The sequence below is a fragment of the uncultured Abiotrophia sp. genome, assembly GCF_963520105.1.
Classification (GTDB): domain Bacteria; phylum Bacillota; class Bacilli; order Lactobacillales; family Aerococcaceae; genus Abiotrophia.
This window is the reverse complement of record NZ_CAUQPN010000004.1, coordinates 60,941-76,493: the sequence shown is the minus strand read 5'-3', so window position 1 is coordinate 76,493 and position 15,553 is coordinate 60,941. Positions and strand designations below refer to the sequence as shown.

At 46.2% G+C, this 15,553-nt stretch carries 14 protein-coding genes; 1 reads left to right on the top strand and 13 read right to left on the bottom strand.

Features of this window, described 5'->3' with window-relative positions:
• Nucleotides 1-60: 60 nt before the first annotated feature.
• On the bottom strand, nt 61-1,437 hold the full coding sequence (locus RWO08_RS05715; RefSeq protein ID WP_070756251.1) for a hemolysin family protein: 1,377 nt from the start codon (nt 1,435-1,437) through the stop codon (nt 61-63).
• A gap of 228 nt (nt 1,438-1,665) precedes the next feature.
• Between RWO08_RS05715 and cbpA the strand changes: the two genes are divergently transcribed.
• Nucleotides 1,666-2,301: a cyclic di-AMP binding protein CbpA gene (cbpA, locus tag RWO08_RS05710; protein WP_314211470.1), complete on the top strand. Its 636-nt coding sequence runs from the start codon at nt 1,666-1,668 to the stop codon at nt 2,299-2,301.
• A gap of 48 nt (nt 2,302-2,349) precedes the next feature.
• Here the strand turns inward: cbpA and RWO08_RS05705 are convergent, their stop codons facing one another.
• From RWO08_RS05705 to RWO08_RS05650, 12 genes are all read right to left on the bottom strand, one after another.
• Nucleotides 2,350-3,279 (bottom strand): RluA family pseudouridine synthase, encoded by a 930-nt coding sequence (locus tag RWO08_RS05705; protein ID WP_314211469.1) that lies wholly within the window; start codon nt 3,277-3,279, stop codon nt 2,350-2,352.
• 2 nt (nt 3,280-3,281) lie between these two features.
• Nucleotides 3,282-3,890: a thioredoxin family protein gene (locus RWO08_RS05700; RefSeq protein ID WP_314211468.1), complete on the bottom strand. Its 609-nt coding sequence runs from the start codon at nt 3,888-3,890 to the stop codon at nt 3,282-3,284.
• Between the two features lie 32 nt (nt 3,891-3,922).
• On the bottom strand, nt 3,923-4,759 hold the full coding sequence (locus tag RWO08_RS05695) for an NAD kinase (RefSeq protein ID WP_314211467.1): 837 nt from the start codon (nt 4,757-4,759) through the stop codon (nt 3,923-3,925).
• Nucleotides 4,760-4,776: 17 nt separating this feature from the next.
• Nucleotides 4,777-5,409 carry a GTP pyrophosphokinase family protein gene (locus RWO08_RS05690; protein WP_070756246.1) on the bottom strand — a complete coding sequence of 211 codons (633 nt, stop codon included), beginning with the start codon at nt 5,407-5,409 and terminating at the stop codon, nt 4,777-4,779.
• Nucleotides 5,410-5,549: 140 nt separating this feature from the next.
• Nucleotides 5,550-6,443: a methyltransferase domain-containing protein gene (locus tag RWO08_RS05685; RefSeq protein ID WP_314211466.1), complete on the bottom strand. Its 894-nt coding sequence runs from the start codon at nt 6,441-6,443 to the stop codon at nt 5,550-5,552.
• A 135-nt stretch (nt 6,444-6,578) separates the two neighbouring features.
• Nucleotides 6,579-7,934 carry a phosphoglucosamine mutase gene (gene glmM, locus RWO08_RS05680; protein ID WP_070756244.1) on the bottom strand — a complete coding sequence of 452 codons (1,356 nt, stop codon included), beginning with the start codon at nt 7,932-7,934 and terminating at the stop codon, nt 6,579-6,581.
• 51 nt (nt 7,935-7,985) lie between these two features.
• Nucleotides 7,986-9,116 (bottom strand): YbbR-like domain-containing protein, encoded by a 1,131-nt coding sequence (locus RWO08_RS05675; RefSeq protein ID WP_291454070.1) that lies wholly within the window; start codon nt 9,114-9,116, stop codon nt 7,986-7,988.
• On the bottom strand, nt 9,113-9,976 hold the full coding sequence (gene cdaA, locus RWO08_RS05670; protein WP_291430249.1) for a diadenylate cyclase CdaA: 864 nt from the start codon (nt 9,974-9,976) through the stop codon (nt 9,113-9,115). Before cdaA ends, RWO08_RS05675 begins: the two co-directional genes overlap by 4 nt.
• A gap of 185 nt (nt 9,977-10,161) precedes the next feature.
• Nucleotides 10,162-11,511: a sugar transferase gene (locus RWO08_RS05665; protein ID WP_291427388.1), complete on the bottom strand. Its 1,350-nt coding sequence runs from the start codon at nt 11,509-11,511 to the stop codon at nt 10,162-10,164.
• Between the two features lie 309 nt (nt 11,512-11,820).
• The gene (galU, locus tag RWO08_RS05660; RefSeq protein ID WP_070756241.1) at nt 11,821-12,711 is read right to left on the bottom strand and encodes a UTP--glucose-1-phosphate uridylyltransferase GalU; all 891 of its coding nucleotides are present in this window, start codon (nt 12,709-12,711) and stop codon (nt 11,821-11,823) included.
• A gap of 10 nt (nt 12,712-12,721) precedes the next feature.
• On the bottom strand, nt 12,722-13,552 hold the full coding sequence (locus RWO08_RS05655; RefSeq protein ID WP_311467346.1) for an LCP family protein: 831 nt from the start codon (nt 13,550-13,552) through the stop codon (nt 12,722-12,724).
• 12 nt (nt 13,553-13,564) lie between these two features.
• On the bottom strand, nt 13,565-15,415 hold the full coding sequence (locus RWO08_RS05650) for a nucleoside-diphosphate sugar epimerase/dehydratase (RefSeq protein ID WP_314211510.1): 1,851 nt from the start codon (nt 15,413-15,415) through the stop codon (nt 13,565-13,567).
• Nucleotides 15,416-15,553 lie beyond the last annotated feature (138 nt).

Genomic DNA, 15,553 nt, shown 5'->3' with positions numbered 1-15,553 from the left:
TTCCTCTCAAATTCTATAGAAGAAGAGGCAGAGACGCTCCGTCTCTCCCCCTTTAGAAGTCTAGTTTTCTTCGTTTTCTTCGTCACCAAATTCTTCTTCTTCGAAGTCTTGATAGTCAAAATCAGCTGCCAGTGTGCGCTCTGCATCTAGTGTCAGGAGCACCCAACGAATACGGCCATTTTCAATTTGCGTGGTCGTCAAGACATAGTCGTTAACCCGCACCGACAAACGCTCATCATCATCTGGCACATAGCCGATAATTTGAATCATAAGGCCGGCAATGGTTTCCACGTCCTCTGACCGCACAGACTCATTGAAGGTCGCATTAAACTTATCTAGGGTAACCCCGCCGTCAACTTCCCAGTGGGTCTCGTCAATGGCCTGGAAGGACTCGCTATTGATGTCGGACTCGTCTTCGATTTCCCCGACAATCTCTTCAATTAAGTCTTCTAGGGTGACAATCCCCTCGACACCGCCATATTCATCCTTGAGGATGGCCAAATGGGTTTGTTCGCGACGGAATTCTAGGAGTAAATCATCCGTATAGATAGTATCCGGCACAAACATTGGCTCATTGGCAATCTCACGCAAGTCTAAGTTATCAAAGCCATGTTGGCGTGAGGCACGTAAGAGGTTTTTAACATGAATCACACCAATCACATTGTCCTTATCCCCTTCATAGAGTGGAATCCGCGAGAAAGGACTATCTAATAAGGCATTGATATTTTCTTCTAGCGGATCTTCAATATCAATCATCTGGGTGTCTGTCCGAGGCACCATGACCTCACGGGCCAACTTACTATCAAGCGATAGCACGCCCTGCATCATGGCAAACTCATCCGTGTCAATGGCCCCATCGTTACGGCTGTTAGCCAAGAGAGCCTTCATCTCACTACGGGTGAACTTTTCTTCTTCTTTGGTAAAATCAATTGGCGTCAATCGCTTCAAAAGCCCCGTTGAAGCCGTCAGCAAGCCCACAAAAGGCTTGGCTAGCCACTGGGTAACAGAGATAAAGCCCGCCGTGCCTAAAGCAATCTCTTCAGGCATCTGAAGGGCGACTTGCTTAGGATAAAGTTCCCCTAAAACCAGGGTTAAATAAGATAAAACAAAGGTGACAATCAAAATCGCGACTGCTTTTCCGCCCGGCAAACTTGGCAGCCAAGTCATAATTCGATCTGCAAAGGTAGTTGCAGCCGACGCACTAGAGAAGAAGCCCGCTAAGGTAATGGCTACTTGAATGGTAGCCAAGAAGTCGTCCGACTTATCCAACAATTTCATCACGCGTTGGGCTTTGACATTGCCTGATTCCGCCAGTTGGGTCATCTTTTGTTGGTTGAGCGAGACGAAGGCAATCTCTGATGCCGAGAAAATCGCATTAATAAAGGTCAGTACTAAGATTAATAAGATTTGTGTACTTAAATTCCCCGAGGGGTCCATTGTCGTCAATCTCCTTTTGCTTTTACAATATAATGTTAAGTTTAATAATAGGTAAAAATGATGCAAATTGCAAGAGCTAGGGACCAATAATACGTTTTCTTTTAGATATTTTTAATATTATATGAGATATCCATGAGAAAACATTGTGTTCTGTCCTTATTTTTGATACACTATATGAGATTGGGCCCCATTTTAGGGGGCAAAAGTTCCCCAGAAAGGAGTGTCGCTATGATTGAACAACTAGTCGTCCCTAAACAGCAGATTACCTATCTAACCGAAGCCGATAACTGCGCAAGCGCCTTGGATTTATTAGAAGATCAGGGGCTACGCTGTGTGCCCGTCCTAGACGCCACCCAGACCCTCTACCGCGGTAATCTCTATCGCTATCACATCTATCAATATGCCTATCATCACCCTGATGAAGATTTGAGTCGCCTGCCAGTCACCCATTTCCTCAAAAACACGACTCGCGTAGTGCACGAGCAGGACTCCTTCTATCATATGGTCTTTACCCTCAATGACCTACCTTACGTAGCTGTTCTGGACCGGGACAATCGATTCAGCGGTGTTATTCGTCATAACACCATGTTGCAGTGGCTAGCTCAAGCCTGGGCCATGCCTAATGCAGGCTTTGCCCTATCAGTCGAGACCCTGGGTAGTCGTGGAGAACTGGCTCAAGTCAGCAAGTTAATCAATCGCTTTAGCGACATTATCTCTGCTACCACCCTGGAGAAAACCGATATGGATACCAAGGGCCAGATCCTCTATGTTCTGCCAAGCAGTCTAGACCCCGTTGAGTTTAATCAATTGGTTAAGCAATTAAAGCGACGTGGCTACCGCATTCGAAGCTACCGTATACATTAAGTAAGGTTGGAGTTAACTCCAACCTTTTTCTATAAGAAAAGAGCTCGATTAGTCAGCTATCGAGCTCTCTTTTTGTTCTAAGTTACTTTCCCTTTTGGCTAGCCAGGCGGCCATATCCTCAGGTAGAGGGGCCGATAGCACTAGGCGCTGTCCAGTGAAGGGCTGGGTGAGACGTAGTTCACCGCAGTGGAGGGCCTGGCGACTAATCTCTTCCAAATGCGGGCCACCATAAAGGTCATCTCCAACTAGCACCCCACCTGCATCTTGCATATGAACCCGAATCTGATGGGTACGACCAGTATGAAGGCGAAGCTTGAGTAGACTGCTGTCAGCAAAACCTTGCTTAAGCCAATATTCGGTGACTGCCCGTTGGCCACTTTCATGGACCCGTCGAGTGATAATCGAATCTTCTGTGCGCGCAATGGGGCGATCAATGACGCCGTGCGACGGCCAGTCTGATTTTGTCGAAATGGCCAAATAATACTTCTCAACTTGTCCACCTTGGACCTGCTTATCCAACATGGCGTGAGCCAAACGGTGCTTAGCTATCAGCATGAGGCCGGTGGTCTGACGATCCAAGCGGGTGACAATATGGATTACCTGGTCCGCGTAGCCTTGGCGCTGATAATAGCCCTTAACCCGATTGGCCATGGCGGAATCCGGAATCCGTTTGGAGGGGATGGAGACAACGTCTGTCGGCTTATTGACAATCAGTAGGTCCCGATCTTCGTAGATGACCTGGATGGGAACATGTGAAGGTGGCACCGTCTCATGTGTGCCCTCGTCGGCCGCAACCAAGGTCAGGACATCGCCTGCTTCTAATTTGGCAAGGACATTGACTTCTTGTCCGTTCAGTAAGATGTTACCGCCTTCGAATTTGACATGTGATACGAACTTGCGAGGGATGCCCAGATGCTTAAGGTAGTCCTTAATCCGTACTGGATGGTCCCCCTCATAGTGCCATTGAAACTGAACCACGCTTATTTCGCCGCCTCATTGATAAAAGCTTCTAGCTCCGCCATCTTACTAGCGTGGTTAACATTGATTCCTGGCTTGCCCCCTTTAACAATAAAGGCATTAGGCACTTTATTCACACCATAGACTTGCATAGCAGATTCGAAGTTACTGTCATTAGCGTGTTTACGCGTATTGTAGTAATAAACGGTCACGCCCTTTTCCTTGGCCAGTTGGTTTAACTTAGGAGAGAAGGCGTGGCAGTAAGGACACTCGTCAAAGCCCAGATAGATAATCTTAGCCCCATCTGCCGTTGACAAAATTAAGTCGTTATAATCCTGTTCGCTTATAATCTCCTTAAAGTTGGAATAATTGGAAGCCTTATGGCCCTCGCTCGTATCTAAGGTAATTTGATCTAAACTAGCGTAAAAACTCGCCTTATCAGATTCAGACATGGTCGCGATATTAGTATCTTCAGGAATCTCGACCTTTTGATCAACTTCTGAAACCGGCACATTAGCCACGGAGCTGTTTGAAGGCTGACTCGCCTCTGGTCCTAAATTACAAGCTGCTAGGCTCAAGCTTGTTAGTCCTAAAAGACTGAATTTGATGATTGCTTGTAGGTTAAAACGCATGTGTTTCCCTCTTTTTCTATTTTACTGACTTGTTAGTGTTTGATTTTTGCATCCCGTTCCTGCTTGTGGCCGATAAAGGAATTCTCTACGCGGTCCCAGAAATGGGTATGGCGGAAGCTGGCAAACTTAATCCTTGTATCAGCCAACTGGAATTTGACTGACTGGATGCCCTTAGTCTCGCAAGTGAGATGGTCAATCATGAGCATGGTCTGAGCTTCTTCTTGGATAACCAAGGTTAGGTATTCATCGCGTGGAATAATCATAGGAGCACCCAAGGTTCGATAGACCCGGTTGTTAAGGGCGGCCATCTCAGTTAATTGTAAGGCATCCACACGAGGATGCATGACAGCCCCACCTAGTGACTTGTTAAGCCCGGTTGACCCGGTTGGCGTTGCGATACAGAGACCATCACCACGGAAGGTCGCAAAGAACTTCTCGTTAATCTGAATCTCGGCCACCATGGTGCCAGCCATCGTTCGCAGGGAACATTCGTTGAGGGCCAGCCATTCATGAATTTTGCCGTCTTTGCAAGCTGCCTGTACCTTAAGTAAGGGATAGCTGACATGGCCCTGACCGCCAGAACGAGCCAAACTATCTACCAGCTCATCTAATTCATGCGGTAGCCAATCAGCATAGAAACCCAGATGGCCGGTGTGAATCCCGATAAAGATGACACAATCCAACCAGTCCTGATAATCGTGGAAGGCCGCTAGGAGCGTGCCATCACCGCCAATGGTAATCAGGTAATCAGGCACCTGGCCAGATTCCACCAATCGGAAGCCTGCAAGCTCTAATTTATCCTTGAGACTGGCCTCAATTTCTAAGGATTGGGGCTGCTGATTGGTATAAATCATGATTGCTTGTTTCATCCGTCAACCGTCCTTCCTTAGCGTTTGTCGAAGAGCAAGAGGGCTTCACGAATTTCATCGCGAATCTCAGACATCTCTTCGTCCAGGCGAAAGGCTGCCTCCGAGGCGCGCTCTAGCCGTTCTAAGATTTCTTGTGGGTATTCCCCTTGGTATTTGTAGTTGAGCGAGTGCTCAATGGTTGCCCAGAAGTTCATAGCCAAGGTCCGAATCTGAACCTCAACAATGAGTTGCTTGACTTCGCCGGAAGCCAGCTGGACAGGATACTCCAAAACCATATGATAGGAGCGATAACCGCTTGGCTTACGGTTTTGAATATAATCGCGAATTAAGAGTACTTTGAAGTCCTGACGATTCTTCAAAATATTGGCCACTTCATAGATATCTTCTACGAACTGACACATAATCCGAACACCGGCAATATCCTGTACCCCTACTAGAAAATCTTCTGGCGCAATCTTGCGTACTTCCATTTTCTCTAAGATGCTCTCCCGCGTTTTGACCCGTCCGGTCACAAACTCGATAGGCGCCCGACGATGTTCGATACGAAACTCCTTGCGCAGGTTTTTAAGTTTGAGCTTAAGCTCATCCACTGCCTGCTCATAGGGTGCCAAAAATAATTGCCAATCATCGATAAAATCATCCGCGACCATGCAACCCACCTCCTGATACTCACACCCTTCATTTTATCATATTTGAAGCCCCTTCGGCTACTAGAAACCTAAGCTAATACGCGACTAGATACCACAGAAAAAGGAGCTAGCTCTCTCAAGCTAACTCCTTAAGTAAATCCTTATTCCTTCCAGCCTACTAAGACCGTCACATCAAGTAGAAATTCATTCGGCAGAGACTCCACTAGTTGGCTGGCCTGACTTGCATCTAGGTGCCAAGTCAAAGGTGTCATTGCCACTAAGTCAGCTTTGGCTTGGTCTGTGAGCAGGCGCTTTGCCTGCACTGGATAGGCTTGATGATGGCGGTAGTGGCTTTCAAAGACTTGTCGCGTTGCTTGGTTGTCGTAAGTTTGCTTGACAGTCTCTTGCCCTAAGGCTCGACGAATTTCTGCCAAATATCCAGCATTCGGAATAGCCTTGAAGACCCGTCCGCCCGGAGCCAAGACCCGGTCGAATTCCTGATAATTGGAAGGCGATAAGATAGACAATAAGCCCTCGATGCTATGGTCGCCAATTGGTAACTGAGCTAGGTCTCCTACTAGATTAAGTTGTTGCCCATTAAAATCGGTAGCCAGTGCAATACCTGCCCGCGCCAAATCCACACCAAGTCCAATCCGGTGGTTAGAGTCTTGAGCTAAGAGCCAGGCCAAGTGACTCCCTTCGCCAGAACCTGCATCTAGGATACGATAAGGCGCGTCTGATTGTGCTAGGCTGGCTTGATGGTCGCTTACTAATTGGTTTAGCAGGTCCTGCAAGGGAGCGTAATAAGCAGATTCTTGAATAAAACGCCGTCTTGCTTGGAATAGTTGGCGGTCATAATGGTCATCAACTGACTTATTGCTCAAAAAATAGGTGCCTTGTTTATGGCTATCTACTCGGTGTCCCTGAGGACAAACCAAACTATAGCCCTCCAGGCTCAAGGCTTGATGGCAGTGATGGCAGCGTAAGCTTAGATGCCCCAAATGCGCTTGGAGCCAGTCCTGGGTCCGGTCTTTCTTGCTTTTTAATTCCGTCATGATAGGCTCCCTCCGTACTTTTCTATTGCATGATCGTCATTGGACATTATAGCCCTTATCCGCTGATTTTTCAATCGAGCTAGCCAATAACAACAAGAAAGGTTGGCACCCTAAGGTCCCAACCTAATACTAGGCTTATTCGATTCCGCGTTCAGCACGAATGACATCGGCAATGGTATCCACATAGCGGGAAACCTTCTCGTCGGTTGAGGCTTCTGCCATAACCCGTAAGAGAGGCTCAGTGCCACTTGGACGAACCAAGATACGTCCGTCACCGTTCATTTCAGCTTCAACCGCTTCAATCACTGCCTTAACAGCAGGCTCATCCATAACGGTGTGTTTGTCTCGTACGCGAATGTTAACTAGTTTTTGCGGGAAGATGGTCACTTGAGCCGCTAGTTCAGACAGGCTCTTACCTGTTTCCTTCATTACGGCCAGGAGTTGAACGGCACTTAAGAGGCCATCCCCAGTTGTATTCAAGTTAAGGAAGACGATGTGGCCAGATTGTTCGCCCCCAAGGACATAACCACCTTCACGCATGGCTTCTACTACGTAACGGTCACCCACTTGGGCTTTCAGTGCGACCATGCCATGCTCTTCAATGGCCTTGTGGAAGCCAATGTTGGACATAACCGTCGATACGATGGTGTCTTTTTCTAGGCGGCCTTTAGATTTAAGGTGTTGGCCACAGATGAACATAATTTTGTCACCGTCAACCAATTCACCATTCTCATCTACTGCAATCAGACGGTCGCCATCTCCATCGAAGGCCAAACCAACCATGGCGCCTTTTTCTTTGACGAAGGCTTGCAGACCTTCTGGATGAGTAGAACCTACGCCATCATTGATGTTAATGCCGTTAGGACGGTCGCCCATGGTGTAGAAGTCGGTCTCCAAATCAGCGAAAAGTTGGTTAACTAGAGGTGCTGTTGCCCCGTTAGCTGCATCGATGCAGACACGAATCCCTTCCAAATCACCCGAAATAGTCGATTGCAGGAACTGCAAGTATTTGATGGCCCCTTCAGGGAACTCATCGATGGTACCAAGACCGTCGGTACTTGGCCGTGGCAAGGTATCTTCTGGTGCATCAATTAAGGCTTCGATTTCTTCTTCCTGTTGATCAGAAAGTTTGAAACCATCAGAACCAAAGAATTTAATCCCATTATCCAAGGCTGGGTTGTGGGAAGCAGAAATCATAACCCCTGCTGCCGCATTCTGCGTACGGGTCAGGTAGGCTACTGCTGGCGTCGAGATGACGCCTAATTGCATAACCTCAATCCCTACTGATAAAAGGCCGGCTACTAAAGCTTGCTCTAGTAATTGGCCAGAAATCCGGGTGTCGCGTGCCACCAAGACGCGTGGATGCGCCTGTTCTGGTGCATGTTGCATTAAAACGTAACCCCCGCACCGGCCTAGTTTAAAGGCTAACTCCGGTGTTAATTCCGTATTAGCGACGCCGCGAACGCCGTCAGTTCCAAAGTATTTTCCCATTGTGTTTGTTTTCTCCTTCTTATTATGAGCTAATCTACAGGTGTTCGATGCTTATTCGACACCTTGAGCGCCAGGATTGGCGTTATTGTCTTCTGTCACACCTGGATTGGCGTTGCCACCATTTTGATTGGGGGTTGTTGGGGCTTCTTCCACCGCACTGCTGGAGCTAGCGGCAGGTGTGCTACTGGTAGTATCACTGGTATCCGTTGTGATTGGGGTGACCGTCACAGCAACTGAAACGGGGCCTGAAAGATTGGCGGTGACACCATCTGGCAGTTCTAACTGACCTTTGAGTGTGGCACTAGAGGTCAAGTTGCTGACATCTACATTGACCTTAATATTACGGATGTTTTCTAATACTGAAGCCGATCCTTGAAGGGCAATTTGACTAGCATCAACCAGTTGATATTGGTAACGATAGCTATTGGATTCGCCTTGCGCGGCCACCACTAAGTTAACCGTCTTACGCTGTTGGGCGTTAAGCTCAACATGTGCTTCTACTTCGCTAACATTGGCATTGACGTCCAAGAGTTTGTTGTCAGCATCCACTACCTGGAGTTTGAACTTACCGGTAAAGGTCCGGTTGTGAGCAGTAGTATTGCCTATGCGGATGTAGGCGCGTTTCACCTTATTGATATTTTCCTCATTGCCCGTCAACTCAACTTGACTTGGATTGAGCGTCACATTTCCAACTTCCATACCAGAGGCAATGGTACCTTCTTCGATTTCATATTCTACAGGCACAGTCACCGTCTTACGTCTGGCGACCTGAACGACTACCCGCGATGGGTTAATCTGATATTTAACACTGTCTGGCAAGCCAGGAATTTCTAATTTGAGGGTTTGTTGCCCTGTCTCAATACCGGTTAGATCTTCGGTTTGGACAACTAAATTGCCACTAGCTAGGGAAGAAACGATATTCTTAGGACCCGTTAGGGTAACGGTCACGGTTTCTTGCAGTTGGCTGACAAAGATATCATCGTCATGCTTACCTAATTTAACTGGCACATTGGAGATGGTTTCGGTTGTATCCACACTGACTACTTGCTGCAAATTAGATAGGCTAGTCACTGAGGGGCTACTTGCCTGTACCATACCATAGAGGAAGACCGCAAAGACTAGAGAAGCAATCCGCAAGAACCATTTATTGTCATACCAACGACTATTCCAAAACTTATTCATGCGGCACCACCTTTCTGCTTGTTAAAGAATGACAAGAGCTCATTAACCAGGCGGTTACGATTAGACTCAGCATTATCGCCTTGGTCGTCTCTACTTAAATATCGTTTTAAGAGCTCCTTGAGCTCCTTAGAATCTACATCCCGGTGCAAATGGTCTCTCATGGCTAAGCTAACCCCACCTGTCTCTTCCGAGACAATCAAGGTCACCGCATCTGTTACTTCTGACAGACCGATAGCCGCCCGATGGCGCGTCCCTAATTCCTTAGGAATGGCCTGACTACCAGATAAAGGCAGATAGCAGGCAGCTGCTGCCACGCGATGGCCCGCGATAATAACGGCCCCATCATGAAGTGGCGTATTGGGGATGAAGATATTTACTAAGAGCTGATGCGAAATAGCTGAATCCATAGGAATCCCTGTTTGGATGTATTCATTCAGACTATTTTCTCGTTCAATCGAAATCAGCGCCCCGATTTTCCGCCGCGACATGTACCAAATACTCTTGTCTAAGTCTTGAATCAATCGAGCAGTCGGATCATGCTCCAATCCCTTTCGTGAGCGAGAACTAACCGTACGGCCAATTGATTCTAGAGCTCTACGCAATTCTGGTTGGAAGAGGATGACCACGGCCACCACACCCCAGGAAATGATTTGTTGTAGCAACCAGTCAATGGTCTGCAGGCCAACAATAGAGGCAATAAATTTTGCGGCCAGAATCATGCCGACCCCTTTTAACAAGTTCATTGCTCGAGTATTACGTGCATAGAGTAAGACACGATAGATAATATACCAGACAATGGCGATATCTAGGATTCGAACCAAGGGCTTGTCCGCTAAGAATTGATTAAACCATTCTAACATCTTCTCCTCACCTTTCTCTTGTATTCGACTTATTATACCATAAGTTGGGCAAGGGAGAAAATTTTTGTATAGATAAGCTCCCAGATAATCTTGTCAACTGAAACTAGCAAGAACACGAGCTATCTGTATGACTATCTATTCTAAAAGAAAAAGACCAGCAACAGCTGATCTTTTCCTCTCGCAACTTAGCGAGCGCCCTTACCAAGCAGGACAATTTGTATGGTTTTAATGAGAATTTTGACATCTAGCCACAAGGACCAGTTATCGATATATTCGGCGTCTAACCGCACGACTTCCTCAAAGTCAGTAATATCACTACGGCCACTTACTTGCCAGAGACCGGTAATACCGGGTCGTAACTTAAGACGTTTTTTGTGACCAGCAGAATAGGCTTTGAACTCACTCTCGGTCGGTGGCCGGGTGCCGATTAGACTCATGTCACCAATCAGAACATTATAGAACTGCGGCAGCTCATCTAAACTGGTCCGACGAATAAAGCGACCGATTTTGGTGATACGTGGGTCATCTTCTAACTTGAACATGAGACCCTTCATCTGATTGTATTGTTCCAATTCCTTCTTGCGCTCCTCAGCATCAGCGTACATGGAACGGAATTTATAGAACTTAAAGACGCGTCCATTACGACCTACACGGTTTTGGGCGAAGATAGCTGGCCCCTTGGATTCTAGCTTAATCAAAGGCACTAGCACTAACCCTATTAAGAAGGTCAGGACAAGGCCAACTAAGGCACCTAGGACGTCCAGTAGTCGCTTAATTACCATCCACTCGTAATCATAGAATTTAGTAGAGAAAGTCAAGACACTAAATTTACCTAACTTGCGAACTCGGCGATCCGAATTGAGAGGAATCTCGAAGGCCGAAATATTAAGGCTTACTATAATTCCCATGGATTGGAAGAGCAAAAGGTAGTCTGAAATCTGCTCATCGAAATCACGGGACAAATTGAGGAAAACCTCATCAACAACATTTTGCCTAGCATAGCATTCCATTTCATCAACCGTGACTAGATGCTTACCTTTAAAAATATCAGGCAAAGCAATTTCTTGAGGAGCATCTAGTAGGGCAATCGCACTAATCTGACCACCCCAACCTTGACTTACCTTAAATCGTTCAGCGATGATATCTAATCGATCGGAAGTAGTAACTAACAGAACCTTACGTGAATATTTGAGAGTTGGATAGAGGTGTTGGTAATAGTACTTAATACTCGAATGAATAGCAAAAACCAAAAGTCCATTCAAAGCGACAAAAACCAGGGATGCAGTCCGAGGAATATAGAAATGACTTTTTGACATAAAGACCATCATGGTAATACCAACAAGAAAATACAAAGAATAGATAATGACTGATTTGAGTTGCTCTAGATAACCCCTATCAAACAAGGAGTTAAACTGGCTTGACATATAAAAAGCCGCTATATGGATCAGCAGCATGGTATTAACATCTTCTATATCAATATGGAATCGAGGTGAACTACTCTGGGTTAAAAATAGGCCTACTAATATGACACCCATCAAGTCAACCATACATATTAAAAATTTTTTTAAATCACGATCTTTCGTGGTCACAACAGAGTATCCTCCTTACAGGAAAAGCCAAGGCTTAGTAACAACATTAACCCATTATAGCACCTCTTACCTAAAAATTCTATGCTTTTCACAATGAAAATTGACGCTTATTGTTTTTCATCTAGAAGATGAAAGAAAGTGCGCAAAATGTTTAGCAATAATATCATAAACTACAAACCCTTTCAACAAGAGGCTGGTCACATTCATCGCACTGATATCAAAAAAAGGCCGGGACTCTTATCCCAGCCTTTGTTATCATTTATCTAGTTCTATTGCCAAACGCTTGATGTAGGCCTTTAGACCTAATTCCGTTTCAGGATGGTTTAGACCATATTCAACCATATAGCGCATGTAACCCATTTTGTTGCCAACATCATGTCGGTTGCCTTGGCATTGGACCGCTAGCACTCGCTGGGTCTGATTGAGCTTATTGAGGGCATCCGTCAACTGAACCTCGTCTTCCTTACCTACAGGTAGGTCTTCCAAGAGATTGAAGATTTCAGGTGGCAAGACATAACGTCCTGCAATAGCCATGTGACTCTTGAGTTCGCTAGCCTTTGGTTTCTCCACCATATTGTCAATGTGATGAACAGGCAAGCCGACTTGACTGGATACTTCTTTGCCTAATTCAACAATCCCCATTTGTTCAGCTTCCTCATCAGAAACCTCCATAATGGCTACATTGGCCGTCTGGGTCTCTTGATAAAGGTCCATGAGTTGGCGAGTGACAGGTTTTTCACCCGTCATGATATTATCGCCTAGCATCACTACAAAAGGCTCATCCGCCACAAAGGCCTTAGCCGCTAAAATCGCATCTCCTAAGCCCTTTGGATAGGATTGGCGAACGAAGAAGAGATTAGCCTGGGTAGTCCCCTCTACTAATTTAAGCAAATCAGCCTTGCCTTTTGAGCGGAGGTTGTCTTCCAATTCAATATTGGAGTCAAAGTGGTCCTCGATGGGACGTTTGGTTCTACCCGTAATAATCAAGATTTCCTCGATACCAGACGCAATAGCTTCTTCCACAATAAACTGAATAATAGGCTTATCTACAATCGGGAGCATTTCCTTGGCAAAGGCTTTAGTTGCTGGCAAGAAGCCTGTTCCATAGCCTGCCGCAGGAATGACAGCTTTTCTAATTTTCTTCATGAGGAGTCTCCTATTCTTTTAGATCAGATAGCAAGGTCGTGCGCAATTCAGCTAGAGAGGCTTGATCAGGGATATCGTAGTAAACACCATTAATGGTTTGGCCCTGCCCTTGTAACTGGCCAAGTTCAAGTTGTAAATCGGCCTGACGATACTGGTTGAAGAGGCCCATCAATTGATCCAGGGACAAGTCAGTCGAGACAGATGTCATAAGTGACGCAACTTTCAAAGGATCTAGCTTAAAAGAAGCATCTTGCGCCTTATGCATTAGGGCTTCAAGCACTTGTCGTTGACGGGCTTGGCGGGCATAGTCACCGCTTGAAGAAAAGCGATCTCGCACATAGTAGAGGGCTGTCCGGCCATCTAAATAAACCGGCGTGTCTTGGTAAAATTCATAGCCATCAATGGTAAATGTTTCAGGTGGCACTACTTCTACGCCGCCCACTAAATCCACCAAATCTTCTAGTCCCTTCATATTAAGCGCTAGATAGTGTTGGATGGGGACGCCTAGTAAGTGCTCGACGGTTAGTTTGGATAACTCCGCACCACCATAGGCATAGGCGTGGTTGAGCTTATCCATGCCCTCGTAGCCCTCAATATTGACATAGGTGTCTCGCGGTAGACTAACGAGGCGTAAGGTTTTATGGCTAGGGTTGAGGGTCATCACCATGATGGTATCGGAACGACCTTGTTCTGTCCGGCCCAATTCCCCCGTGTCAATTCCTAGAAAGAGGAAAGACATAGGCTCAGAATCTGGCGCTGCCTGAACTTGAGGCCCTTGCCACAGACTGGCCACTAGGGCCAAGACGACCATTAAAAGCAAATGCTGGAGTTTTGATTTCATCTAGGGAGCCTCCTAGTCAGCTTGAGTGGTTTGATTGGCGAAACCAATGATGGCTTCCTTGAGAACATCGCCTTCTAAGGTGTCGAATTCTGCCATCTTAGCTTCAATGGTAGCCAGCGGCATGGTATTTACCTTGCCGACGAAGATTTGATCATGTACTTGGTTATCTACAAATTCTGATGCCACCAAGAGCTCTTCATAGAGTTTCTCACCCGGACGAATGCCTACTTCAACAATTGGGATTTCTTTTTCAGTATGACCACTAAGCAGGACCATTTTCTTAGCTAAGTCATAAATCTTAACAGGTTCACCCATATCTAAGATGAAGACTTCGCCGTCGCGGGCATATGCTCCGGCATGAATGACTAAGCGGCTAGCTTCCGGAATGGTCATAAAGTAACGGGTCATGCGGAAATCGGTCACCGTCAGCGGGCCACCTGCAGCAATTTGTCGTTCGAAGACTGGAATGACACTGCCTCGGCTACCTAAGACATTACCGAAGCGAACGGCACAATAGGTAGATTGACTGGTCTTATTGAAGCCTGTCACAATCAGTTCGGCCACACGCTTGGTTGCCCCCATCACGTTAGGTGGGTTGACCGCCTTATCTGTCGAGATCATGACCATCTTAGGTACACCGGCTTGGTCGACTGCTTTGGTTACATTATAGGTCCCGTGGATATTATTCTTGAGGGCTTCCTTAGGGTTACGCTCCATCATCGGCACATGCTTATGAGCTGCTGCATGATAGACGATAGCTGGTTGGTAATCCTGGAAGACTTGTAATAAGCGTGGATAGTCTTGAATATCTGCAATAACGGGCACATATTCAATTTCTGGATGACTCTTAATTAATTCATGGTAAATCAGATAAATGGAGTTTTCGCCATGACCTAAGAGAATGACCCGTTTAGGCTTGAAGCGACTGACTTGGCGACAGATTTCGCTCCCGATTGAGCCACCTGCCCCGGTCACTAAGATGGTTTTATGGCTTAACTCTTGGTCCAGGCATGACTCATCTAGGCGGATTTCCTTACGACCCAAGAGGTCTACAATGTCAATTTTCTTAATCTCATTGCGTTGTGGGCCAGCCCCTTGAATAACATCTTCAACCTTAGGCATTTTATAGACGGTTAAGCCCGCCTCGTTACACATTTCGAGGATACGTTCATATTCGCGCGGTTCAAGAGAGGGAATAGCCACAATGACTTCATCAATATCATATTCTTTGGCTAGGCTGGCTAAGTCATCGTAACGACCTAAGACCGGCACGCCACTTAGCTGTTGCCCCTTCTTATTGAGGTCGTTATCCAATATCCCCACAATGTCCAAATCACTGGTTTGAGGTTGATAGCTGTTCATGAAGGCCGCGCCTCCGTCCCCAGCCCCAATTAGGAAAATCCGGCGACTGGTCGCCACCTCCTGGCCGCGATCACGTTGGGAGTATAAGAGCTGCCAAATCAAACGTGGTGCAAAGACCAAGAAGGTACTCAAGAGAATGAAGAGAACCAAGAAACGAACTGAAAACTGAGGCAAGAAGACATAGCTAATGCCATAGCCCACCACACTGGAAATGGCGATGGTGGAAAAGAGCTTCATAAATTCATCTAGGGAATTGTAGCGGCTCATACTTGCTGCCAAGCCCATAAGATGGGTTAAGACTTGGTAAATTGCAAAAGTTAACCCCACATACACAATATAGTCAAAGGGATTAGGGTTAATCAAGGTATAGAAGAGGACATAGGATACCACAATGGCTACAATAAAACTTATTAAGTCACTGATGGCCCAGAAAAATTGTTTCTGCCCCCGATTTAATCTTTCAACGATGTCTATTACATAGCCGGCTATATCTTTATTCAAAATCATACTGCCACCTTTTCTATAGATTTGCATTCTTTTGTATCAGTACTATTTTACTCTTGATTGGGTCAAAATACAATGTATTTTCGCTAAAAAGAGCTCCAGTTAGCCCATAGGACTCTGTCCCTGTCCTAAATA